Source organism: Spirillospora sp. NPDC049024, from assembly GCF_040649235.1.
In the GTDB taxonomy this organism is placed as follows: Bacteria; Actinomycetota; Actinomycetes; order Streptosporangiales; family Streptosporangiaceae; genus Spirillospora.
Window position 1 is genome coordinate 394,898 of the sequence record NZ_JBEZFD010000001.1, and the last position, 21,663, is coordinate 416,560.

Genomic DNA, 21,663 nt, shown 5'->3' on the forward strand with positions numbered 1-21,663 from the left:
CATGGCGAGCTGCCCCAGCGGACACACCTCGCAGTCGCAGGACTACTGCGACGTCTGCGGCGAGCGCATCGGCGGCGCCCCCTCCGGCGCCGCCGCGGGCGCGTCCGCCCCGCAGCCGTCGCCGGGCGGGACTCCGTGCCCCGACTGCGGGACGCCGAGCACCGACCGCTTCTGCGAGGCGTGCGGCTACGACTTCGCCATCGGGGGCGGCAAGCCCACCCCGGCGGCGGAGACCGCCCCCTCACCGGCGCAGACCGCGCCGTATGAGGCCATGTCCCCTGAGTCCGTTCCGTCCGGGTCCCCTGCGTCCGTCCCGTCCGGACCGGACGTGGCGCAGCGCGGGCCGTCCGACCCGCGGCGCCCGCCCGCGCCTCCCGTCCCGGCACCGCCCGTGCCGGCGCCGCCCGTGCCCGCTCCCCCGGTCCCGGCTCCGCCGGTCCCCGCGCCGCCGGTTCCGACGCATCCCGTCCCGGAGCCGTCCGCCCCCGGGGCGGTGTGGACGGCGGTCGTCCGCGCCGACCGCGAGTACTACAACACGGTCATCGCCGAGGAGGGGCCCGACTCGGCGTCGCTGGCGTTCCCGCCGTACGCGCCCGAGCGGCGCATCCCGCTCACCGGGGGGCAGGTCCGCATCGGGCGGCGCAGCTCCTCGCAACCCTCTCCGCCCGAGATCGACCTGCGCGAGCCCCCCGAGGACCCCGGCGTCTCCCACGTGCACGCGGTGCTGCTGGCGAAGCCCGACGGCACCTGGACGCTGGTCGACCCCGGCTCCACCAACCGCACCTGCGTGAACGGCTCCACCGCCCCCATCCCCTACAACGTGGAGGTCCCGCTCACCGACGGCGACCGGATCCACGTGGGCGCCTGGACCACGATCACCCTCACCCGAGGCGAGGCGTCATGACGGCCGTCCAGCAGTCCCCGCCCGCGGGGCCGCCGAGCCCCGCGGCGACCGCGCCGCCCCCGGCCCGGGGCGGAGGCGGCGGGGACCTCCGCCCGGCCGCCGCGCCGACCGGTGTCGCGCGGCTGCTGCCCCGCACCGTCGCGGCCCGCGTCCGGGCGCTGACCGCGCTGTCGCTGGTGCTGCTGGTGGCGCTGCTCGGCGTCGCCTGGGCGGCGATCGGCGACGCCCGCGAGGGGGTGCGGGTCATCGGGCACGACGCGGGCCCGCAGGTCGTCGCCACCGGCGACCTGTACTTCCAGCTCAGCGACATGGACGCGCAGCTCGCGAACGCGCTGCTGATCGGCGACGCGGCGGGCGGCGGGCGCGAGCAGGCGCTCGCCCGCTACGACCAGAACCGGCGCAGGGCCGGCGACGCGCTGCTGAAGGCCGCCAAGCTCGCCGACGAGACGACCGAGAACAACACGGCCCGCGACCTGCTGGACGCGCTGGCCCGCTACGAGCGCCTCGCCGGGCAGGCCCTGCTGCTGGACCGGCAGAGCCCCCACGCGTCCGGGCCGCCGGCGCAGAAGGTCGTCGACCTCTACCGGCAGGCGACCGACCTGATGAAGCTGGACCTGCTGCCGAAGGCGTACAACCTGACGCTCGACAACGGCACGCTCGTCCGGCACACCTACGAGGACAAGCGGTCGGCGGTCCTCGCGGGCCGCACCGGCATCCTCGCCACGGGCCTGGCGCTCGTGGCCGTCCTCGCCGGATTCCAGCTCTACCTGGCCCGGCGCTTCCGCCGGCTGCTGAACGTTCCGCTCGCGCTGGCGACGCTCGGCACGCTCGTCCTTGTCGCGGCGGGCTCCCTCATGCTCACCGGCCAGGCGGACCATCTGCGCCAGGCCAAGGAGGAGGGATTCGACTCGATCCTGGGGCTCTCGCGGACCCGCGCCATCAGCAACAGCGCGAACGCCGACGAGACCCGGTTCCTGCTCGACCCCGGGCGGGCCGACGCCTACGAGCAGGTGTACCTGAGCAAGTCCCAGACCGTCCTTTACCTGAAGGCCGGGAACCTGACCCAGTACAACGCGGCCGTCCAGAAGGACCTGTCCTTCGAGCCCGGACGCGTGCCGTTCCTCGGCTTCCTGGGCGCCGAGGCCGGGCGGCCGGCGCGGTCGGCCGCGCAGAAGGCGCGGCTCGCGGACGGCATGAACAAGGTGCTCGCCGACTACCAGAAGGTCCAGGCGAACGACCGCCGGATGCGCGACCTCGTGGACGGAGGGCAGCGCGACCAGGCGGTCGCCGCCCGCGGTGCGGCCGCCGCCGACTTCACCCGGTACGACCGCTCCCTCCAGGCGCTGGTCTCCATCCACCAGAGGGCGTTCGACGAGGCAGTGAAGGAAGGGGACGGCGGGACGAGCGGCTGGTACGCAGTCCTGCCCGCCGCGGGCGTCGTCATCGCGGCGCTCGTGCTCATCGGCGTGCGCCCCCGCCTGGCCGAGTACCGGTGGTCGAAGTGAGGGCCCGGCGCCTCGCGGCGGCGGCGCTCGCGGCCGCGGCCGTCCTCGGCGCGGGGACGGCCTGCGCGATCGCGGACGCCCGGGAGGACTCCGTCGCCGGCAAGAAGGCGCTCGTCATCGGCGTGAACGGCGACCAGCCGGGGCTCGGCGAGCGCCAGGGCGACGGCTCGTTCACCGGATTCGACGTCGACATCGCCAAGGAGATCGCCCGGCGCCTGAAAGTGCGCGCCGGCGACGTGACGTTCAAGCGGGTCACGTCGGCGACCCGCGAGAAAATGCTCCAGGACGGCGACGTCGACCTCGTGGTGGCCAGCTATTCCGTCACGCCCGAACGCAAGGTGCAGGTGTCGTTCGCGGGTCCCTACTATGTGGCCCACCAGGACATTCTCGTCCGCCGTTCCGACGCCGGCCGCATCCGGAACATCGACGACCTGAAAGGGCGGCGGCTGTGCCGTGTCCCCGGGTCGGTGTCGTTCCCGCGCGTCCACGACGAGCAGGGCGTCGCGGCGCTGCCGGTCGAGGCGGGCGGGTACGCCGGGTGCCTCACCGAGCTCACCGGGGGGCGGCTCGACGCCGTCTCGACCGACGACCTGATCCTCGCGGGCCTCGCGGCGAAGGCGTCCGGGAGCGGCGGCGGGCTCACGATCGTCAACGCCCCGTTCACCGACGAGCCCTACGGCGTCGGCATCAGGAAGGGCGACGTCAACGGCTGCGAGGCGGTCAACAAGGCGATCACGGGGATGTACCAGGACGGCACCGCCCCGCGGCTGCTGGACAAATGGTTCCGCCCCGCCGGGCTGAAAGTCACCACCACCGTCCCGCAATTCGAGGGCTGCGTCTGAGAATTCGTCACCGAGCGCATGGGAAGTGTCACGCAATGGCACGGGACGGACCGGTGAGGCCGACCGGTCACTGAGATCAGTCGGTTACGTAAGTTTTGGTCGGCCCACGTGATCGTAAGTTATGGTCGCGATCAAAACCCGTTCCGGTAATCAGCGTCACGCCCGAGGAGTGCAATGACGACGGTCATCCTGGTGGTGATGTGCGTCGTGGTGGGGGCGCTCGAACTGTACGCGGGCAAGCAGAGCCGGGACCAGGCCAACGCCTTCACCCGCCGGATCGACGAGCTGAACGACCAGGTCACCAAGCAGAACAACGTCCTGGTCACCGTCGGCGAGCAGCTCACCGCGGAGCTGTCGCGGGTCAAGCAGGACGTGCTGCCCGCGCTCGACAACCGGCTCCGGCAGAACACCGGGCAGGTGGAGGAGCTGGCCGGGCTCGTCCACCAGGCGGACGACTACCTGCGGACCCAGGCGGGCAGGCTGCACGAGCTGGAGCAGCAGCGCATCACCCTCGCCGCGCTGCGCCGCAAGCTCGGCGAGGTCGAGACGTCGGTGCGGTCCGTCACCCGCGCGGGCGGCGAGACCGCCGACGGCAGGGTCGACGCGGCGCTCGGCCGGCTCGCGGAGCTCGAACGCGGCGGCGAGGAGATCCTGGAGCTGCAGCGCGCCCTCACCCGCACCCTGGAGGACGTCGAGGACGTCGTCGCCGAGCTGCTGCAGTTCACCGAGGGCGAGCTCGACGACACCGTCACGGCGGCGCTCACCGGGCGTCCCCGCGCCCACGGCGGCGCCGTCACCGCTACGGGGCGGCTATGGACGCGCGACGAGCAGCTGGAGGACATCCTCTGCGACATCTACGAGCGCTGCGTGCGCGCCAGCCGGCTGGACGTCCGGTTCCGCACCGCCGAGGACGCGAACGGCCCGGCGCCCGGCTCCCCGGAGCGCCGCCGCTACTTCCTCGGCGGCCACGCCAGCGAGGACCTCGCAGGGGTGTTCAGCGCGCTGCTGATCTCGGCGGGCGCCGGGGCGCGCCCCAACGGCGGGCTGTCGGGCGGCGAGGCCAAGCGCGGGCTCGCCAGGGTCGAGCCGGGCGTCCCGCCGGGCGTGGAGCCGGTTCGCGCCCCCGAGGACGAGGCGGCGCTCAAGGCGCTCCTGCGGACGCTGGCGGAGTGCTCGGGCGCCGTCGCGCAGATCGGCCCGCTCATGGCCGTCCGGACGCGGGACGAGCTGCTGTGCGCGGTGCTGACGGCCGCGCAGTCACTGGAGCTGGAGAGCGACGAGGTGTTCTGGGACCCGGCCGCCGCGAGCGTCCGGCTGCGGCGGCTGCCGTCCCATCAGCTGTGGGACCTCACCGGCTGGGCCACCGCGCCGTAGGCCCGCACGGCACGCTCCGAAGGGCCGCCGATGCGCACGTAGAGGGGGCACGTCAGGGCGCCGGTCCACGGGTCGGCCTCGACGCACAGCCCGATCCCGGCGGCGCGGTCGAGGAACACCGCGTTCTCCACCGCCCGCGCACCGCGCACCGCGTACGGCACGGAGTCGGCGTCGCCGGTGTCGAGGAGCTCCTCGAACGTCAGCCGCCGCGCGAACCGCATCAGCACGGCGGCGTCCACGACGCGGCTGCCGATCGCCGCCGACGGGCCCGCGACGACGATGCCGAAGCTCGGGTCCTCCCGGCCGCGTACGTAGATCTCGCGATCCGGTTCGAGGCCGCGGCGGCGGTCCGGGACGTGCACGCCGAAGCCGGCGTCGCCGTTCAGGTAGGCGGGCGGGCCGAACCCGGGCGCCGGCGCCCCCTCGCGGACGCGCAGCGCGCCCGCGGGCATCTCCCAGCCGGGCAGGTACACCCCGAGGCCCCGCAGCAGCAGCCGCCAGATGGGACGTCCGGTCACGTCGGGAGCGAACTCGCCGCGCGGGCCGCCGGCCCCCTGCGGCTTCGCGGCGTCACCGTCCATGAGAACCATGATCGGCGAACGGATCCGCCTGCGACAAGGCCCCGCACGGGGGCGGAGCCCTTACCGCGCGGCCCCTGCACCGCCGGTTCCGCGTCGGCTACGGTTGACCCACCCGGATCATGACGAGGACGCCGCCGTGAATCTGCAGGACATGATGGTGCACCGCGACACCTCGTCGCGGACCGTCGACAAGTATCTGATGTCCTACGAGGGCCGTGTCATCGCTGTGCGGCGGCACCCCGCCGTCCTGCTGCTGCCGGTGTCGGTCGTCGTGCTCGGGCTCATCGCGTGCGGCGCGGCGAGCGCGGTCACCGGGCAGGTGTGGCTCTGGTGGCTGTGGCTGATCGCCGTCGGCTACCTGACCTGGAAGGTGATCGCCTGGTCGGTGGACTTCTTCCTCGTCACCGAGCACCGGGTGATGGTCGTCAACGGCGTGCTCAACCGCAACGTCGCGATGATGCCGCTCGCCAAGGTCACCGACATCGCGCTGAACCGCTCGGTGATCGGGCGGATCCTCGGCTACGGCGAGTTCGTGATGGAGTCCGCGGGCCAGAAGCAGGCGCTCCGCAACGTCGGCTTCATGCCGTACCCGGAGCAGCTGTACCTGGAGGTCTCGTCCGTCATCTTCGGCTCCGTCGACGAGTCGCCGGACTGATCCCCCTCCGGGGTCAGGAGTCGAAGCCGAGGCCCATGCGGTCGAGGGTGCGGAGCCAGAGGCCGCGGCGTCCGGCGTTGCGGTCGGCGCGGGCGATCTCGCGCCGGGTCAGTTCGATGACGCCGTAGCGCAGCGGTTCGGGCGGGAACGGGACGGGCTTGGTGCGCACCATCTCCAGCCGCGTCCGCTCGGTCTCCTCGCCGGGTGCGAGGCCGACGCTCAGCAGGTCGAGCATGGTGTCGGCGCCGAAGCGGGTGGCTCCGACACCGAGGCCGGTGTAGCCCGCCGCGTACGCGAGCCTGCCGTCGTAGGCCGTCCCGAAGAAGGCGCAGAAGCGGCTGCACGTGTCGATGACGCCGCCCCAGGCGTTGCTGAAGCGGACGCCCTCCAGCTGCGGGAACGTGGCGAAGAAGTGCCGGGCCAGCGTCGCGTACGTGGAGGGGCGGCGTTCCAGGCCGGGGTGGAAGCCGTTGCCGAAGTGGTAGACGGCGTCGTAGCCGCCCCACAGGATCCGGTCGTCGGCGGTGAGCCGGTAGTAGTGGAACTGGTTGGCGCTGTCGCCGAGCCCTTGCCGGTGCCGCCAGCCGATGGCCTCGCGCTGGGCGGCGGAGAGCGGCTCGGTGACGAGCGCGTAGTCGTACACGGGGACGACGTAGTGGCGCAGGCGCCGCAGGACCGGCGGGAAGGCGCCGGTTCCCAGGGCGACCTTCCGGGCGGTGACCGTCCCGAGCGGACCGGGCTCGCCGCCGTTCCGGCGCGGGGGCGCGGCGGCCGTGAGCCGGAGCCCGCGGGCGTCGGAACGCATGGCCGTGACGCGGGTGTTCTCGAAGACGCGGACGTCGAGGGAGCGGCAGGCGTCCGCCAGGCCCCAGGCGAGCTTGGCCGGGTGCACCATGGCGACGGCGTCGCGGTCCCACAGGCCCGCGAGGTAGGTGGGCGAGTCGACCTCGGCGCGGACCGCCTCCGGGCCGAGCAGGATCGGTTCCCAGCCGTGCTCGTAGGCCTTCTCCGCCGCCTCCTGGAGCAGCGGGACCTGCCACTCCTCGGTCGCGACGCTCATCTCCCCGGTGGGCTCCCATTCGGCGTCGATGCCGTGGCGGGTGAGGGTCTCGCCGATGGCGCACAGGTTGTCCCAGCCGAGGCGTTCAAGGGTGTGGACGTCGTCCGGCCAGCGTCCGAGGCCGTTCTCCAGGCCGTGGGTGAGGCTCGCGGCGCAGAACCCGCCGTTGCGTCCGGACGCGGCGGCGCCGATGCGGCCGGCCTCCAGCACGACCACGTCCAGGGACGGGTCGCGCTCCTTGGCGAGCAGCGCCGTCCACAGGCCGCTGTACCCGCCGCCGACGACGGCGAGGTCGCATGCCAGCGCACCGGTCAGGGCCGGGCCCGCGGCGGGGCGGGCCGGGTCCTGGAGCCAGATGGGCTCCGGGGCGGCGTCGGCGAGCGACTGGGCCACGTTCACGTTCGCGTCCGCGCGCGGGCGCTACGCCGCGCCGACACCACCGCGATCACCACGCCGACCCCGAAGATGATCGTCCCCATCACGTTGACCTGCGGCGGCGTGCCGGTCCTGGTGGAGCCGTAGATCCACAGCGGGAACGTCACGGTGGCGCCGCTGGTGAAGTTCGTGATGACGAAGTCGTCGATGGACAGCACGAACGCCAGCAGCGCGCCCGCCAGCACGCCCGGCATGATCATCGGCAGGGTGACCAGGCGGAACCGCGTCCACGGGCCGGCCCCGAGGTCCTGCGCCGCCTCCTCCACCGAGGGGTCGAGCCCGACGACGCGGGCGCGGACCGTCACGGCCACGAAGGCGATCGAGAACATCACGTGCGCGAGGAGGATCGTCAGGTAGCCGCGCGGCAGGTTGAACGTGACGAACATCGACAGCAGCGACGCGCCCATCACGATCTCCGGGCAGGAGATCGCCATGAACAGCACCAGGTTCGTCGAGCCCTTGCCGCGGAACCGGTAGCGTCCGAGCGCGAGGCCCGCGAACGTCCCGATGACGGTCGTGATCAGCGTGCTGAACACCGCGATCGTCAGCGAGTTGACGACCGCCGCGGTGAGGTCGCTCTTGTCGAACAGGTGGGCGTACCACTTGAGCGTGAAGCCCTGCCACTGGAAGTTCTGCTTGCTGCGGGTGTCGTTGAACCCGAACAGGATCATGATCGCGATGGGCAGGATCAGCCACGCGATCAGCGCGAGGGTGTAGAGGTGCAGGACGGAGATCCGGCGCCTGAGGGGTGCGCGGCGCGGCCGCGGGGGCTGCTTGGTGAGGGTCACCGGGGCCTCGGTATGCGTCGTCATCGGCCGGCCGCCTCCAGGACGTCCTGCGTGCCGAGCGTGCGCGCGTAGGCGAAGATGCCGACGAGCAGGATCGCCATCAGCGCGAACGACAGCGCGGACGCCATCGGGTAGGCGCTGTTGTTGAAGTACTCGGTCTGGATGACGTTGCCGATCATGGTGTTCTGCGGTCCGCCGAGCACCTCGGCGTTGACGTAGTCCGACGACACCGGCACGAACGTCATGATCACGCCGGCGAACACGCCGGGCAGCGACAGCGGCAGGATGACCCGCAGGAACGCCTGCGTGCGGCTCGCGTACAGGTCGTAGGCCGCCTCCACCACGCGCGGGTCGACCCGTTCGAGCGCCACGTAGATCGGCAGGGCCATGAACGGCAGGAAGTTGTACGCGAGCCCGGACACCACCGCGGCGCCGGTGTCGAGGATGTGGAACCCCTGCGGCAGGACGCCGTGGTCGCGCAGCGGCCCGAGGATCGGCCCGTTGTCGGTGAGGACGAGCTTCCACGAGACCGTCCGCAGGATGAACGAGACGAAGTACGGGAGCAGCAGCATGAACAGGTACGTCGACTTGGCGCGCCCGCCCCGGAACGCGATCCAGTAGGCGGCCGGGTAGGCGAGCACGATGCACGCGATCGTCGCGAGCAGCCCGTACCAGAGCGACCGGACGAACTTGTCGCCGTAGGTGCTCAGCCCGTCGGTGTAGTTCTGCCAGTGCAGCGTCTGCTGGAAGCCGTCGATGAGGTTCCCGGTCTGCAGCGACAGGGAGACCATCAGCACGAGCGGGACGAGGAAGAACGCCGCCAGCCACAGCCCGCCCGGCAGGATCATGAGGTACGGCGCGAGCCGCCCCCGCGCCCCGCCCATCACGAGCCCTTGGAGATCGGCTCGAAGATCTTCTGGTACTCGGCCTCCTCGGCCTGCGTGAGCCGCCGGTAGTGCCGCAGCCGGGCCAGGTCGGCCTGCGAGGGGAAGATCAGGGGGCTGGTGCTGAGCCGGATCAGGTCCTTCTTGTCAGAGCCGCCGGCCTGCTCCGCCTTCTGCGCGATGAGCTTCTGGGTGGCCGGGATCGGCGGCATGTAGTTGATGAACTCGGTCAGCGGCGCGTTGTTCTCCGGGACGTAGAGCCAGTTCATCAGCATCAGCGCGTCCACCGGGTTCTCGGCGGTCTTCGGGACGCACAGGTTGTCGGTCCAGATCGTGCCGCCCTCCTCGGGCACCACGAACTTCACGTCGGGGCTGGTCAGGCTGTACACGTCGCCGGACCACGCCATGGTCATCCACACGTCGCCCTTGCTGACGGCGTCGACGTAGTCCTGGCTGTAGTACTTGCGGACGATGCCCTTGTCGCGCTGCTCCCGCAGCTTCGCGGCGGCCTTCTCCCAGTCCGCCTTCGTCGACTTCTCCGGGTCGATGCCGAGCAGGAACATCCCGAAGTTCCCGAGCTCCTGCGAGTCGCCCATCATGCCGACCTTGCCCTTGTACTTCGGGTCGAACAGCTGGGCGATGCTGGTGATCTCCTCCTTCACGTACTTGGTGTTGTACGCGATCCCGGTGACGCCCGACTCGTACGGGATCGTGAAGGCGTTGCCGGGGTCGTAGGAGGGGTTCTTGAACGACGGGCCGGCGTTCGCCTGGAAGTTCGGCAGCTTCGACAGGTCGAGCGGCGCCAGGTAGCCGAGCTGGCGGCACTGCTCCAGCTGGATCCCGTTCGTCATCACCATCAGGTCGAAGCCGATGGACTGGCCGGCGGCCAGCGGCGCCTGGATCTTGCCGAACCAGGGGCCCATCTCCTGGATGACCTCCTTGTAGGTCACCTTGACGCCCGTCTCCTTCTCGAACGCCTTGATGGTCTCCCTGTCGTCCTGCATGTAGCCCGGCCAGTTCGCCCAGCTGAGCGTGCCGTTCTTGGTCTTGCCCGCCCAGTACTTCTCGACGTCGCTCTGGCTGACCTTCTCCTTGCCGCCCTGGCCCTTCACCCCGCACGCCGACAGGGCGAGCCCGGCGCCGGCCGCGCCCATCAGCCTGAGGACGTCGCGGCGGGCGGGGCCGCCCGCGCTGGAACGCGCCAGGCGCGGCCTGGTGAGTCCGCGCAGGAAGGCGGGGTCGAACTGGCTCACTGTGGGGCTCCTATGGCGTACGAGTGGCACGGGTCCCACGACAGCCAGACGCTGTCGCCGCGCGCGGCGACGTCTTCGGCGGACGTGGCGTTCTGGAGGAACACCACGACGTCGGCGCCGGCCGAGGTGGTGATGTTGTAGTTCGTCGACGTCCCGAGGTACACGACCTCGGTCACGGTCCCCCGGACCGCGCACAGCCCGTCACCGGGCTTGTCCAGCCCGATGCAGATCTTCTCGGGGCGGACCGTCAGCTCCACGCGGTCCCCCTCGGCGGCCTCGCGGCCGTGCCGCATCGGGACCTCGATCCGCCCGTCCGGGCCGTGGGAGAGCACCGCGCTGCCCGGCTCGGTGCCGGCGACCTCCCCCTCCAGCAGGTTGGACGTCCCGATGAAGCCGGCCACGAAGCGCGTCGCGGGATGCTCGTAGATCTCCCGCGGCGTGCCGAGCTGCTCGATCACCCCGTCGTTCATGACGGCGACGCGGTCCGACATCGTCAGCGCCTCGCCCTGGTCGTGCGTCACGTACACGAACGTCACGCCGACCCCCCGCTGGATCCGCTTCAGCTCGACCTGCATGGCCTGGCGCAGCTTCAGGTCGAGGGCGCCGAGCGGCTCGTCCAGCAGGAGGGCCCGGGGCTCGTTCACCAGCGCCCGGGCCAGCGCGACCCGCTGCTGCTGGCCGCCGGACAACTCGGCGGGACGGCGCTTCTCCCGTCCCGTCAGGTCGACGATCTCCAGCATCTCGCCCACCCGCCGCGTGATCTCCGCCTTCGGAACGCCGCGCCGGCGCAGGCCGAACGCGACGTTCTCGAAGACGCTCATGTGCGGGAAGAGCGCGTACGACTGGAACACCATGTTCACGTCGCGCCGGTTGGCCGGCACGTCCGTGACGTCCTGCCCGTGCAACCGGACCCGGCCCGCCGACGGCTCCTCGAAGCCGGCGATCATGCGCATGGTCGTCGTCTTGCCGCATCCGGACGGGCCGAGCAGGGAGAAGAACTCCCCCTCCGCGATCGTCAGGTCGACGCCGCGGACGGCCGCCACGGTCTCGCCGTAGGCGTGGTACGACTTCTCGACGCCCTCGAGCTCGATGGCGGGGACGGCGCTGGCCGGATCGTCGCGCGGCGCCGCGACGGGTCGGGTCTCGGTCATGGGCGGGACTTCCTTCACGGGCTCCGGTCGGCGGCGCTCAGCCGCCGATGTAGTGCATGACGTGCTTGACGCGGGTGTAGTCCTCGATTCCGTACATCGACATGTCCTTGCCGTAGCCGGAATGCTTGAAGCCGCCGTGCGGCATCTCCGAGACCAGCGGGATGTGGGTGTTGACCCACACGGCCCCGAAGTCCAGTGCCTTGGTCATCCGCATGGCGCGGCCGTGGTTCTGCGTCCACACGCTGGCCGCCAGCCCGTACTGGACGCCGTTGGCCCACTCGACGGCCTGCGCCTCGTCCGAGAAGCTCTGGACGGTGATGACCGGACCAAACACCTCGTTCTGCACCATCTCGTCGTCCTGGCGGAGGCCGCCGACGACGGTCGGCGCGAAGAAGTAGCCGCGGTCACCCACGCGCTCACCGCCGGTGAGGACCTTCGCGTGGCTCGGCGCCCGCTCGATGAAGCCCTGGACGCGCTCCAGCTGGTTCGCGTTGTTCACCGGCCCGTAGAAGGCGTCGGCGTCGCTGGGAGGCCCGACGACCGTCCCCTTGGCGGCCTCGGTGAGCGCCTCGGTGAACTCCCCGTGCAGCCGGTCGGCGACCAGCACGCGGGTGGCGGCCGTGCAGTCCTGGCCGGCGTTGAAGTACCCCGCCTCGGCGATGCCCGTCGCCGCCGCCTCGACGTCGGCGTCGTCGAAGACGATCACCGGCGCCTTGCCGCCGAGCTCCAGGTGCACCCGCTTGAGGTCCTTGGCCGCCGACGCGGCGACCTCCATGCCGGCCCGCACGCTCCCGGTGATGGACACCATCTGCGGCGTCGGGTGCTCCACCAGCGAACGCCCGGTCTCGCGGTCGCCGCAGACGACGTTGAAGACGCCCGGGGGCAGGAACTCGGCCGCGATCTCAGCCAGCATGAGCGTGCTCGCGGGGGTCGTCTCGGACGGCTTGAGCACGACGGTGTTGCCCGTCGCCAGCGCCGGCCCGATCTTCCAGACCGCCATCATCATCGGGTAGTTCCAGGGCGTCACCTGGGCGCACACCCCGATCGGCTCCCGCCGGATCGAGGAGGTGTGGTCCGCCATGTACTCGGCGGACGCCTTGCCCTCCAGCACCCGGGACGCGCCGGCGAAGAACCGGAGGTTGTCCACCATCGGCGGCACCTCTTCTTCGAGCGTCATCTGGAGCGGCTTGCCGGTGTCCCGGCTCTCCGCCCTGACGAGCTCCTCCGCCCGCTTCTCGACCGCGTCCGCGAAGCGGAGCATCGCGAGGCTCCGCTCGCCCGGCGTGGCGTCGCGCCAGGCGGGGAACGCGTCGGCCGCCGCGCGGAACGCGGCGTCGACGTCCTCGGCGCCGGACACTGGCGCCTCCGCGTACGTCTCGCCGGTGCTGGGGTCGACCACCTCCAGCGTCCGCCCGTCCTTGGCGTCGACGTACTCTCCGCCGATAAAGTTGCGCAGCCGCTCGCCGCTCATCCTCAGGTCCCTCCTGGGCATCTTCGCCCGTTGTGTCCTGTTGGCCCGACCCTGACAGAGGATTCAGCCCAACACAAGTGATTCCGTTGTTACGATCCAGTTTCACGACTGATTCACTTGACCCAGAGGCCTCACACCCTCGATGCCGCAGCTAGGAGATCCTGATGGAACGGGCCCCCCGCGTCCAGCTCGACGAGACCGCCAAGCAGATCATCGAGCAGCTCCAGCAGGACGGCCGCCGCTCCTACGCCGCCATCGGCAAGGCCGTGGGCCTTTCCGAGGCCGCCGTGCGCCAGCGCGTGCAGAAGCTCCTCGACACGGGGGTCATGCAGATCGTCGGCGTCACCGACCCGCTCATGCTCGGCTTCCACCGGCAGATGATGATCGGCGTCAGGTGCGAGGGCGACCTGGAGAAGACCGCCGACGAGCTCGCGGCGCTCGACGAGATCGACTACGTGGTGATCACCGCCGGCTCGTTCGACATCCTCCTGGAACTCGTCTGCGAGGACGACGAACGCCTTTTGGAACTTCTCGGCCGAATCCGCGCCATACCCGGCGTTGTCTCCACCGAGAGCTTCGTCTACCTCAAACTTCGCAAACAGACCTACTCCTGGGGAACCCGCTGACTCCATCAGACACCCGACGATTCTCGTTCTCTGAGGGGATGTTCTGGCAACACCTCGCGGCGTACTTTTAAAGGCCGCAAGGAAGGGAGACCGGCCATGCCCGAGTCGGTTCGCCAGGACCTTCCGGTCGATCCCGCCGACGATCACATCGCCTTCCGGACCTCCGCGGAGCAGTTCCTCGTGATCCGCACGGCGGCCGAGCTGATCGGCTGGACGGTCACCGACTACGTCCTGTCAGCCGCCCTGGACCGCGCCGAACGCGACCTCTACGAACACGCCGCCGCACAGGAGGCGGCGGCACCCGCCCCCGACCCGATCCCTCCCTACACGGCCCTTCTGCTGGCCCTGACCTGACCCGCCATGCCAGGCCGAGGGAACCCGTTGGCGGAGGACCGCGAAGGCAACGAGCTGACGGACTTCCTCCCGGCCGCCCATCCCGTCCCCAGTGACGCCCCGATGCCCGCGGCCTTGGCGGCGGTCTGGCACGACCATCACCTCCTGCTGGTCTACGACCGCCACCGCCGCCAATGGGAACTCCCGGGCGGAGCCATCGAGGCGGGCGAGTCGCCCCTGGAAGCGGCGGTCCGCGAACTCCATGAGGAGACCGGCCTCCACCTCCCGGGTCTGACCCTCGCCGGCTACGCCCGTTTCCGCCTGGTCTCGCCGCTCCGAGAGGAGTACGCGGCCATCTACACGGGCGAATCCCCCACCCGCCCCAGCGCCTTCACCCCCACCGACGAAATAGCCGCGATCCGCTTGTGGGACCCGACCACCCCCCGTCCCCACGACGCGCAACCCCTCGACACGACCCTGGCCCTGATGACCCCACCCGGCCGGCTGGTGCGCGGGGCTGGAGAATGGGGGGATGGCTGAAGCTGCGAGCAGGGCTTGTCTGTTCTGCGAGATCATCAAGGGAGAGCGTCCCGCGCACATCGTGCTCGACGCACCGGACGCGATGGCGTTCCTCGACACTCGGCCACTGTTCAAGGGGCACACCCTCCTGGTCCCCCGGACGCACTACGAGACGCTCACGGACCTGCCCGAAGACCTCCTCGGACCGTTCTTCGCCCAGGCCCAACGCCTGGCGAAGGTGATGGAAGACACCCTCGAAGCAGCCGGCTCGTTCGTCGCCATGAACAACCGGATCAGCCAAAGCGTCCCGCACCTGCACGTCCACGTGGTCCCCCGCAACCCGAAGGACGGCCTCCGCGGCTTCTTCTGGCCCCGCCAGAAATACGCCTCCGAAACCGAAGCCGCCACCTACGCAACCCGCCTCTCCCAAGCCCTAACCACCCCCACCTAACAACCCCAACCCGCAAAACCACCCGCCCCCAATACACCCCACCCCGAATCCCCCACCCCTCCCCCACGCCAGCGCCCCCTCTCGAAGCCAGCGACACCCCCTCGGCCTTGGCCTTCTCGACCAGATCGGCGGCGAGCTGGACCTCCAGCCCGCCCTACGGCTCGTCCTCATCGTGGTTGGTCACGTGTGATCCTTCCCGGCCAAGGCAAAGGCCCCAGCCTTCCGGATCACCACCCCACCCACACGATCTTTAGGACAGTCCCGCCCAGCGCACTCCACCGCGGTGGGGCGACTCTTGGGGTGGCGGGTCTAACGGCGTCCTTATGCGGTTGGCTCTAGCGTCTGGTTGTCATGCGGCTGGAGCGTGTCGCCTTTCGATACCGTCGGCGGGATCCGTGGGTGTTCCGGGACGTCACGTTGTCGCTTCCGGAAGGAAGTGTGACCGAGGTGACCGGGCATAACGGCGCGGGGAAGTCCACTCTTCTCCGCGTGATGGCCGGCCTGCGCAGGCCCCGTGCGGGCGCCGTCAAGGGCCGTCCCGCGAGGGTCGGCTACGCGCCTGAGCGGTTCCCGGTGGACCAGCCGTTCAGCGTCCGCGCCTACCTGGGCCACATGGCGGCCATACGACGCGTCCCCGCCGCCGCCTGCGACGCCTGGGCGGAGCGGTTGAGCTTCGACCACCTCCTCGATGTCCGACTGCCCGAGTTGTCGAAGGGCAGCGCCCAGAAGATCGGGATCGCGCAGGCGCTCATGGCGGACCCCGAACTGCTGGTCCTCGACGAGCCCTTCGCCGGCCTGGACGCCGCCACACGCGATGCGCTTCCCGAGCTGATCTCCGAGTTCGCGGCGCGCGGCTCCACCGTCGTCGTCAGCGACCACCAGCGCTGCATCGAGGCGATGCCGGGCGTCGACCGCCTGCACGTCGCCGACGGCTCCGTGACCCCGCTGGCGGCCGGGGACGGAAGCTCCTGGACCGTCCTGGAGGTCGAGGTGCCCGCCGACGAGGCCGACACCGTGGAGACGAAGCTGCGCGCCGACGGCTACCGGGTCCGAAGGCCCGCGGAGTGATCGCGCTCGTCCGGTTCCAGGTGGCGGGATACCTCCGCTCGCTGCGCGTCCTGCAGCCGCTGATCGTCGTGGCGCTGATCGTCGCGCTGGTCCTTTCGCAGGGGCCGGGCGGCCCGGACGCCGCCGCCCTCGCCGTGCGGACGCTCGCGGACGTCGCGGCGATCCTGTTCCCCGTGTGGGCGTGGGCGGCCCGCGCCCTCCTCGACACCCAGCCCGACGAGCAACGCGCTCTGACCGCCACCGCGGCCCGCCACCCGTCCGCGCCCACGTGGGCCGGTCTGCTCGCCGCTTACTGCGTGAACGTCTCACTGGGCGCGCTGGCACTGGCCGTTCCTCTCATTCAGGCCTTCCAGGTCGGTTCGCCAGGGGAAGCCATCTTGGCGGGCTGCGCGTTGAACCTCCTCGTCGCCGTCCCGGGCACACTGCTGGGGGCATGGACGAGCCGCGCCCTCATCCCCGATCCCGGCGTCTCGCTGCTGGCGCTCCTCGGCGGCGCGACCGCGCTCCTGCTCCTCGGCATGGGACGGCTCTCCTGGCTCTCCGTCCCGATGATCGGCTGGATGCACGCGGCCCACGACGGCCCGAGCGCCTTCGTCTCGCACTTTCCCGCGACCGCCCTCCACGTGCTCGTCTGGTCCGCGGTGGTCGGCGCCGCCTACCTCCTCACCGTCCCCCGCCGCACCCTCTGAGAGCCCGGCGGGGGTCGTCCGCAGGACGGCCCAGGGGTGGCCTCTTCCGCCACGTTCGCGGCCGGGAGAAGCCCGCCCCTCCAGGAGCGGTGTGGCCTGTGTCAGGCGGCTTGGACGGTCAGCCATGTCTGCTCCAAGGGGGTGTCGCGGCGGTTGCAGAAATAGACGCGGCCCGGGTCGCCCCAGTACCAGCCGAGGCGGTCGTCGGAGTCGAGCTGGAGGAGGAGGTGCCACTCCCCGACCGCGCGCTGCTCGTCGGGTGTAAGGGCCGGCGGGTGGAGGGAGTTCAGGGTGCGGCCGGTCGAGGCGTACAGGCAGTCGGGGCCGAGCGGACGCTGGACGAGCGTCGGCCAGCCGCCCAACTGGTGGGCGGGTGCGTCGTCCGGGCAGGTGTGGCGCGTCCAGGCGGCGTGCAGTTGTTCGTACACGGGCACGATGCCGTCGTAGACGCTCTCCAGGCGCTGGATGACGGCTTCCTGGGGAGAGGGCAGGGAGAGGAACGGAGCGGCGCCCAGTGTGGTCTCCGGGTAGGAGACGCTGCCCGGTGGCGTGGCCGTAGGGCGGAGGTCGCCGGTGAGGACGCGCCAGCCGCCGCGGTGATCGGGCTCGTCGCCCCAGGGGCGGGGAATCTCGCTCGCGTAGTAGAACGCGGCGCGGCAGGCGGGCAGGCCGGGGATCTCGGCCAGGCGGGCGAGGCCCGCGATGTCGATCGCGCCTAAGAAGTCGAGCGGGCGGCCCTTCCACGTCGGCCACGGCTCGCCCGGCGGCAGCAGCGGCGCGCCGCCGAGGCGGACGGGCACCTCGCCATGGCCGGACAGGCGCAGCGCAGGCTTGATCAGGGGCAGCAGGAGGGCCGTGATCTCGGGGGCGAGGAAGGAGTCGAACAGGGCGCGGAGCCGTCGGTACTGTGCGGCGAAGGGGTCCATGCACGTAGCGTGGCGCGGACCTCACCCGGCGCGCAGCATCCCGCGAAATTGTGGATAACCGCGTCAGCGTTCGAGCGCGGCCGACAGCTGCAGCAGGAAGCGGTCGACCTCCTGCTCGTCGTAGCCGGGCCCGAGCCGGACGGTGCGGAACGCGCTCTCCCGCACGTCGCGGGCGGTCACGGGCGGGGCGACGCCGCGCAGCCCGGCGATCACGCGGTCGAGGAACGCGTCCACGTCCCGCACGTCGTAGCCGGGGCGCAGCCCGGCGCCCGAGAACCGCGCGTTCTGGATCCAGTTGATCAGCCAGGCCGGCTGGGCGCGCGTGCGGCCGGGTCGCTCCCCGAACGGCGCCATGGCCTGGAGCTCCCTGATGCACTCGCGGAGCAGCTCGTCCACCGCGCGATGCTCGTAGCCGCGCAGGACGGTGGTGAAGCGCGCCTGGCGCACCTCGTCCGCGGCCATCTGCGGTCCGCCGCTCAGCGCCTGCGAGACCCGCTTCAGCAGGGCGTCGACCTCGTCCCGGTCGTAGCCCCGCAAGACCACCGGCAGCCGTGTACCCGTCTTCACCGGCACCGCGCTCCTCAGCCGTGTCCCCTGCGCCCCGCGCGGCGCCAGGGACGCACCGGCGGCGCGCTCAGTCCTTGGTCGCCGCGGCCAGCTGCCCGCAGGCCCCGTCGATCTCCCTGCCCCGAGTGTCGCGCACCGTGACCGGGACCCCGTGGGCCTCCAGGCGGCGGACGAACTCGCGCTCGTCCTCGGGCCGTGAGGCGGTCCACTTGGAACCCGGCGTTGGGTTCAACGGAATCAGATTGACGTGCACGAGGTGCCCGCGCAAGAGCCTTCCGAGAAGATCGGCCCGCCACGCCTGGTCGTTGACGTCCTTGATGAGGGCGTACTCGATCGAGACGCGGCGGCCGCTGCGGTCGGCGTAGGCCCAGGCCGCGTCCAGCACCTCGGCGACCTTCCACCGGTTGTTGACGGGCACGAGGTCGTCGCGGAGCTCGTCGTCGGGCGCGTGCAGGGACACCGCCAGCCTGACCGACATGTCTTCCGCGGCGAGCTTCTCGATGGCCGGAACGAGCCCGACCGTGGAGACCGTCACCGACCGCTGGGAGATGCCCAGGCCGGCGGGCGCCGGATCGGTGATGCGCTTGACCGCGCCTATCACGGCCTTGTAGTTGGCCAGGGGCTCGCCCATGCCCATGAAGACGATGTTGGAGACGCGTCCGGGACCGCCTGGGATGCGTCCACGGGCGAGTGCGCGCGCGCCGGCGGCGACCTGCTCGACTATCTCGGCCGTGGACAGGTTGCGGGTGAGCCCTGCCTGACCGGTCGCGCAGAAGGGGCAGTTCATCCCGCAGCCCGCCTGGGACGAGACGCACATCGTGGCCCGGTCGGGGTACCGCATCAGGACCGACTCGAACAGGACGCCGTCGAAGGCCTTCCAGACGGTCTTGAGGGTCGTCCCCCCGTCGCAGTCCATCTCGCGTACGGGGGTCAGCAGCGACGGCAGCAGTTCGGAGACGAGGCGTTCCCGGACGGCGGCCGGCAGGTCCGTCATCTCGGCGGGATCGTCGACGAGGCGCGCGAAATAGTGGCGCGACAGCTGGTCGGCGCGGAACGGCTTCTCCCCCAGCGCGGCGACCGCCTCGCGGCGCTCGGCCGTGGTGAGGTCGGCGAGGTGCTTCGGCGGCTTGCCGCGCCTGGGGGCGGCGAAGACGAGCTTCGCCGGGGTCTTCTCGGACGCGGCGCCGGTCGCGGCGGGCTGGGTGGTAGACATGGTGCTTCCAGTGTCGCAAACACCCGCGCGTGCATCGTCCGTCCGGGACGCCCGCCATCCCCGGACGGCGCCGCTCCCGCGGCGGGGGACGCTTCCAGCACCGCCATTCCCGAACGGCGACATCCCTGCACACGGTCTTGTCTGCGGCTAAGGTCTCGATCATGTCGGTATTGCGCAGGGGCGCGGCCTCGCCCCGGGGGTCAGCGGCCACGGTCGTCCACGCGGCGGCCAGCCCGTACGGCAGCCGGCGGCTCACCGTCGAGACCGACGGCGAGGTCACCGCGGCCTACCTGAAGGACGCGCGCGACTCGGTGGTCGGGGCGGTCTGGGTCGCGAACCACCGCGAGGCCCCGCGGGAGCTGGACGTGGCGCGGCTCGACGCGGGCCTCACGCCGCTCCTCCCGGAGACCCATGTGCGCCACCCCGCGGGACGCCCCCCGCTGGACGCCGAGGCGCTGGAGGTCGTGTGGTTCGAGGAGGGCGACGGGGTCGCCGTCCTGGAGGCGGGCGACCCGCTGCTGGTGATCCCCGGTTGGTCGGACATGGGCCGCGGCATCCCGGGCTACGCGCGCGACGCCACGCTACAGAGCCCCTTCGCCTTCCCCTTGGACGAGGAGATCGAGGACTTCGGGCCGCGTATCGACCTAGCGCGCGAGCACTGGAAGAGGTGCCGCGCGGACGGTTCTTGGGCGGAGTTCCAGCAGTCGGTGCTCGGCCACCTGCTGCAACGTCTCGGCCCCAGCGGCCACTACTGGCACGATGTCGGACGGCAGTTGGCGAGCGGCAGGCCGAGCATGGCCCCGACCGTAGGTGTGTCGGAGCGGCCCGCAAGGGGCGGCCGGGAGTTCACGGTTCTGAGCACGGTCGGAATGAGCCGCCAGCGGATGCCCACAGTCGAGCTGTACGAGGACGACGTCGCCCCATACGGACGCATCGAGCTGGCCGTCGCCAGCACTCTGCCCAGCCAGCGCGCGGGGAGCATCTTCCCGTGGCTGGCGCAGTACCCGTGGCGGTCGGTGACCTGGTTCGCCCCGGGGGACGTCGTGAAGTGGTACCACGAGGCGCGCACGTTCCCGCTCAGCACCGGTGAGGCGTCCTGGGAAGGGGTGCTCCTCCTGGACGACCCGAACCGTCTCGCAGGTCCCGGGGCGCCTGCCATGACCGGGCTGACGCTCAACGGAGACGCCGTCCGATGGCTGTGGCTCGTGCCCATCACGGGCGAGGAGCACCGCTTCGCCAAGAGCGAGGGGTCGGACGCGCTCATACGGCGTCTGGCCCAGCAGGGCCGCTCCTGGATCGTCTCCTAGGCGACTCGTCTCTGGGACTGCCCCAGAAATGGCCCGCAGCCGGGCCAGGGACTCTCGTCCCCTGGGGTCGCTTTAGCTGGGGACGAACAGTTCCAGCAGCAGCCAGACGACGGGAGCCGTTGCGACGAGGGAGTCGAGGCGGTCCATGACCCCGCCGTGTCCGGGCAGGAGCGTTCCCATGTCCTTGATGCCGAGATCCCGCTTGATCATCGATTCGACGAGGTCGCCGGCGGTCGCGGTGACCACGGCCGCGAGCCCGATGATCACGCCCTGCCAGACGTGGCCGCCGTCCAGGAGCCACCACACCAGCCATCCGCCGACGGCCATGCAGGTGAGGGCGGACCCGGTGACGCCCTCCCAGGTCTTCTTCGGGCTGATGGTGGGCGCCAGCTTGTGCTTGCCCAGGAAGGATCCGGCGAAGTAGCCGCCGATGTCGCTGGCGACGGTGGTGGCGATGAAGATGACGATGCGGTGGTCACCGTCCGCCGGGCGCATGAGCAGCGCGACGATCCCGCCCATCAGCACCAGGTAGCCGGCCACGAGCGACCCGGCGGTGACGTCCCGCACGTATCCGGAGGCGCCCTCGGCCATGCGCGTCATCAGCAGCGCCAGGACCGTCAGCGAGACCGCCGCGACGGTCGCCGTCGCGCCCCACACGTAGGCGACGACGGGCGTGCCGACCATGCCGGTCGCGACGGGGATGAACGGGACGCGGATGTCGCGGCTCTTGAGCGCCTCGGTCAGTTCCCGCATGCCGAGGAACAGGAACACGACCATCACGCCAAGGAAGATCTCCTTGATCGTGTACAGCGAGACCAGCACGAGGGCGCCGAGCGCGACGCCCACGCCTATGGCGATCGGGAGGTTTCGCCCTGTCCTGCTCGGAGGCTTTCCGGCGGACGTCGCGCCACCGGAAGGAGTCGCGCCGCTAGGAGGAGAGGAGTCGCCGGAGCCGTCCGGCCCCTGCCCGGGGGGCGAGTCCAGTGCTTCTCCGGGGGGTGGGCCGGCCATGTCGACCTCCGGCTCGTCCGGGGAGCCCGAGGGCTCCCCGGCGTCGTCGA

Annotated in this window: 23 protein-coding genes; 12 read left to right on the forward strand and 11 right to left on the reverse strand. The window is 71.4% G+C overall.

Features of this window, described 5'->3' with window-relative positions:
• Position 1: 1 nt before the first annotated feature.
• From AB0C21_RS01845 to AB0C21_RS01860, 4 genes are all read left to right on the forward strand, one after another.
• On the forward strand, positions 2 to 904 hold the full coding sequence (locus AB0C21_RS01845; RefSeq protein WP_500202191.1) for an FHA domain-containing protein: 903 nt from the start codon (positions 2 to 4) through the stop codon (positions 902 to 904).
• Positions 901 to 2,409 (forward strand): GlnX family signal transduction membrane protein, encoded by a 1,509-nt coding sequence (locus AB0C21_RS01850; RefSeq protein ID WP_500202192.1) that lies wholly within the window; start codon positions 901 to 903, stop codon positions 2,407 to 2,409. The genes AB0C21_RS01845 and AB0C21_RS01850 overlap by 4 nt, the downstream gene beginning before the upstream one ends.
• Positions 2,406 to 3,251, forward strand: a complete 846-nt coding sequence (locus AB0C21_RS01855) for a glutamate ABC transporter substrate-binding protein (protein WP_500202340.1) — start codon at positions 2,406 to 2,408, stop codon at positions 3,249 to 3,251. Before AB0C21_RS01850 ends, AB0C21_RS01855 begins: the two co-directional genes overlap by 4 nt.
• Before the next feature lie 174 nt (positions 3,252 to 3,425).
• The gene (locus tag AB0C21_RS01860; RefSeq protein WP_500202193.1) at positions 3,426 to 4,625 is read left to right on the forward strand and encodes a hypothetical protein; all 1,200 of its coding nucleotides are present in this window, start codon (positions 3,426 to 3,428) and stop codon (positions 4,623 to 4,625) included.
• Here the strand turns inward: AB0C21_RS01860 and AB0C21_RS01865 are convergent.
• Positions 4,586 to 5,206, reverse strand: coding sequence for a hypothetical protein (locus tag AB0C21_RS01865; protein WP_500202194.1), 621 nt, complete (start codon positions 5,204 to 5,206; stop codon positions 4,586 to 4,588). The two genes, AB0C21_RS01860 and AB0C21_RS01865, sit on opposite strands and share 40 nt — an antisense overlap.
• Positions 5,207 to 5,342: 136 nt before the next feature.
• Between AB0C21_RS01865 and AB0C21_RS01870 the strand changes: the two genes are divergently transcribed.
• Positions 5,343 to 5,861 (forward strand): PH domain-containing protein, encoded by a 519-nt coding sequence (locus tag AB0C21_RS01870; RefSeq protein ID WP_500202195.1) that lies wholly within the window; start codon positions 5,343 to 5,345, stop codon positions 5,859 to 5,861.
• 13 nt (positions 5,862 to 5,874) lie between these two features.
• On the opposite strand, the gene AB0C21_RS01875 is transcribed toward AB0C21_RS01870, so the two are convergent.
• The 6 genes from AB0C21_RS01875 to AB0C21_RS01900 are packed head-to-tail and all read right to left on the reverse strand — an operon-like array spanning position 5,875 to position 12,903.
• On the reverse strand, positions 5,875 to 7,320 hold the full coding sequence (locus tag AB0C21_RS01875; RefSeq protein WP_500202196.1) for an NAD(P)/FAD-dependent oxidoreductase: 1,446 nt from the start codon (positions 7,318 to 7,320) through the stop codon (positions 5,875 to 5,877).
• Entirely contained in the window at positions 7,317 to 8,168 is an 852-nt protein-coding gene (locus tag AB0C21_RS01880; protein WP_500202197.1) for an ABC transporter permease, read from the reverse strand. Before AB0C21_RS01880 ends, AB0C21_RS01875 begins: the two co-directional genes overlap by 4 nt.
• Positions 8,165 to 9,028 (reverse strand): ABC transporter permease, encoded by an 864-nt coding sequence (locus AB0C21_RS01885; RefSeq protein WP_500202198.1) that lies wholly within the window; start codon positions 9,026 to 9,028, stop codon positions 8,165 to 8,167. The genes AB0C21_RS01880 and AB0C21_RS01885 overlap by 4 nt, the downstream gene beginning before the upstream one ends.
• A complete protein-coding gene (locus AB0C21_RS01890; protein ID WP_500202199.1) occupies positions 9,028 to 10,281 on the reverse strand; it encodes a polyamine ABC transporter substrate-binding protein in 1,254 nt (417 codons plus the stop codon). The genes AB0C21_RS01885 and AB0C21_RS01890 overlap by 1 nt, the downstream gene beginning before the upstream one ends.
• Positions 10,278 to 11,432 (reverse strand): ABC transporter ATP-binding protein, encoded by a 1,155-nt coding sequence (locus tag AB0C21_RS01895; RefSeq protein WP_500202200.1) that lies wholly within the window; start codon positions 11,430 to 11,432, stop codon positions 10,278 to 10,280. The genes AB0C21_RS01890 and AB0C21_RS01895 overlap by 4 nt, the downstream gene beginning before the upstream one ends.
• 37 nt (positions 11,433 to 11,469) lie before the next feature.
• The gene (locus AB0C21_RS01900) at positions 11,470 to 12,903 is read right to left on the reverse strand and encodes a gamma-aminobutyraldehyde dehydrogenase (RefSeq protein ID WP_500202201.1); all 1,434 of its coding nucleotides are present in this window, start codon (positions 12,901 to 12,903) and stop codon (positions 11,470 to 11,472) included.
• Positions 12,904 to 13,067: 164 nt separating this feature from the next.
• Between AB0C21_RS01900 and AB0C21_RS01905 the strand changes: the two genes are divergently transcribed.
• The 6 genes from AB0C21_RS01905 (at position 13,068) to AB0C21_RS01930 (ending at position 16,589) form a co-directional block, all read left to right on the forward strand.
• Entirely contained in the window at positions 13,068 to 13,529 is a 462-nt protein-coding gene (locus AB0C21_RS01905) for an Lrp/AsnC family transcriptional regulator (RefSeq protein WP_500202202.1), read from the forward strand.
• 96 nt (positions 13,530 to 13,625) lie between these two features.
• A complete protein-coding gene (locus AB0C21_RS01910) occupies positions 13,626 to 13,883 on the forward strand; it encodes a type II toxin -antitoxin system TacA 1-like antitoxin (protein ID WP_500202203.1) in 258 nt (85 codons plus the stop codon).
• A gap of 27 nt (positions 13,884 to 13,910) precedes the next feature.
• Positions 13,911 to 14,402 (forward strand): NUDIX hydrolase, encoded by a 492-nt coding sequence (locus AB0C21_RS01915; RefSeq protein WP_500202204.1) that lies wholly within the window; start codon positions 13,911 to 13,913, stop codon positions 14,400 to 14,402.
• Entirely contained in the window at positions 14,395 to 14,832 is a 438-nt protein-coding gene (locus AB0C21_RS01920; RefSeq protein ID WP_500202205.1) for an HIT family protein, read from the forward strand. The genes AB0C21_RS01915 and AB0C21_RS01920 overlap by 8 nt, the downstream gene beginning before the upstream one ends.
• A gap of 351 nt (positions 14,833 to 15,183) precedes the next feature.
• Positions 15,184 to 15,900, forward strand: coding sequence for an ATP-binding cassette domain-containing protein (locus AB0C21_RS01925; protein ID WP_500202206.1), 717 nt, complete (start codon positions 15,184 to 15,186; stop codon positions 15,898 to 15,900).
• Positions 15,897 to 16,589: a hypothetical protein gene (locus AB0C21_RS01930; protein WP_500202207.1), complete on the forward strand. Its 693-nt coding sequence runs from the start codon at positions 15,897 to 15,899 to the stop codon at positions 16,587 to 16,589. Before AB0C21_RS01925 ends, AB0C21_RS01930 begins: the two co-directional genes overlap by 4 nt.
• Before the next feature lie 101 nt (positions 16,590 to 16,690).
• Here the strand turns inward: AB0C21_RS01930 and AB0C21_RS01935 are convergent, their stop codons facing one another.
• The 3 genes from AB0C21_RS01935 to rlmN form a co-directional block, all read right to left on the reverse strand.
• Complete coding sequence (locus AB0C21_RS01935; protein ID WP_500202208.1) at positions 16,691 to 17,515, reverse strand: DUF1963 domain-containing protein; 825 nt, start codon at positions 17,513 to 17,515, stop codon at positions 16,691 to 16,693.
• Between the two features lie 63 nt (positions 17,516 to 17,578).
• A complete protein-coding gene (locus AB0C21_RS01940) occupies positions 17,579 to 18,082 on the reverse strand; it encodes a DivIVA domain-containing protein (RefSeq protein ID WP_500202209.1) in 504 nt (167 codons plus the stop codon).
• 67 nt (positions 18,083 to 18,149) lie between these two features.
• On the reverse strand, positions 18,150 to 19,295 hold the full coding sequence (gene rlmN, locus AB0C21_RS01945) for a dual-specificity RNA methyltransferase RlmN (protein WP_500202210.1): 1,146 nt from the start codon (positions 19,293 to 19,295) through the stop codon (positions 18,150 to 18,152).
• A 161-nt stretch (positions 19,296 to 19,456) separates the two neighbouring features.
• Here rlmN and AB0C21_RS01950 point away from each other — a divergent pair, with 161 nt between their 5' ends.
• Complete coding sequence (locus AB0C21_RS01950; RefSeq protein WP_500202211.1) at positions 19,457 to 20,602, forward strand: suppressor of fused domain protein; 1,146 nt, start codon at positions 19,457 to 19,459, stop codon at positions 20,600 to 20,602.
• A gap of 72 nt (positions 20,603 to 20,674) precedes the next feature.
• Here AB0C21_RS01950 and AB0C21_RS01955 read toward each other — a convergent pair whose 3' ends face one another.
• A complete protein-coding gene (locus tag AB0C21_RS01955; RefSeq protein ID WP_500202212.1) occupies positions 20,675 to 21,448 on the reverse strand; it encodes a phosphatidate cytidylyltransferase in 774 nt (257 codons plus the stop codon).
• Positions 21,449 to 21,663 lie beyond the last annotated feature (215 nt).

Bases quoted from the DNA above. Each gene is read 5' to 3' on its own strand.
- AB0C21_RS01845 (WP_500202191.1), top strand. From the start codon at position 2: ATGGCGAGCTGCCCCAGCGGACACACCTCGCAGTCGCAGGACTACTGC.
- AB0C21_RS01850 (WP_500202192.1), top strand. From the start codon at position 901: ATGACGGCCGTCCAGCAGTCCCCGCCCGCGGGGCCGCCGAGCCCCGCG.
- AB0C21_RS01860 (WP_500202193.1), top strand. From the start codon at position 3,426: ATGACGACGGTCATCCTGGTGGTGATGTGCGTCGTGGTGGGGGCGCTC.
- AB0C21_RS01865 (WP_500202194.1), bottom strand. From the start codon at position 5,206: ATGGACGGTGACGCCGCGAAGCCGCAGGGGGCCGGCGGCCCGCGCGGC.
- AB0C21_RS01880 (WP_500202197.1), bottom strand. From the start codon at position 8,168: ATGACGACGCATACCGAGGCCCCGGTGACCCTCACCAAGCAGCCCCCG.
- AB0C21_RS01885 (WP_500202198.1), bottom strand. From the start codon at position 9,028: ATGGGCGGGGCGCGGGGGCGGCTCGCGCCGTACCTCATGATCCTGCCG.
- AB0C21_RS01895 (WP_500202200.1), bottom strand. From the start codon at position 11,432: ATGACCGAGACCCGACCCGTCGCGGCGCCGCGCGACGATCCGGCCAGC.
- AB0C21_RS01900 (WP_500202201.1), bottom strand. From the start codon at position 12,903: ATGAGCGGCGAGCGGCTGCGCAACTTTATCGGCGGAGAGTACGTCGAC.
- AB0C21_RS01905 (WP_500202202.1), top strand. From the start codon at position 13,068: ATGGAACGGGCCCCCCGCGTCCAGCTCGACGAGACCGCCAAGCAGATC.
- AB0C21_RS01910 (WP_500202203.1), top strand. From the start codon at position 13,626: ATGCCCGAGTCGGTTCGCCAGGACCTTCCGGTCGATCCCGCCGACGAT.
- AB0C21_RS01920 (WP_500202205.1), top strand. From the start codon at position 14,395: ATGGCTGAAGCTGCGAGCAGGGCTTGTCTGTTCTGCGAGATCATCAAG.
- AB0C21_RS01925 (WP_500202206.1), top strand. From the start codon at position 15,184: ATGCGGCTGGAGCGTGTCGCCTTTCGATACCGTCGGCGGGATCCGTGG.
- AB0C21_RS01935 (WP_500202208.1), bottom strand. From the start codon at position 17,515: ATGGACCCCTTCGCCGCACAGTACCGACGGCTCCGCGCCCTGTTCGAC.
- rlmN (WP_500202210.1), bottom strand. From the start codon at position 19,295: ATGTCTACCACCCAGCCCGCCGCGACCGGCGCCGCGTCCGAGAAGACC.
- AB0C21_RS01950 (WP_500202211.1), top strand. From the start codon at position 19,457: ATGTCGGTATTGCGCAGGGGCGCGGCCTCGCCCCGGGGGTCAGCGGCC.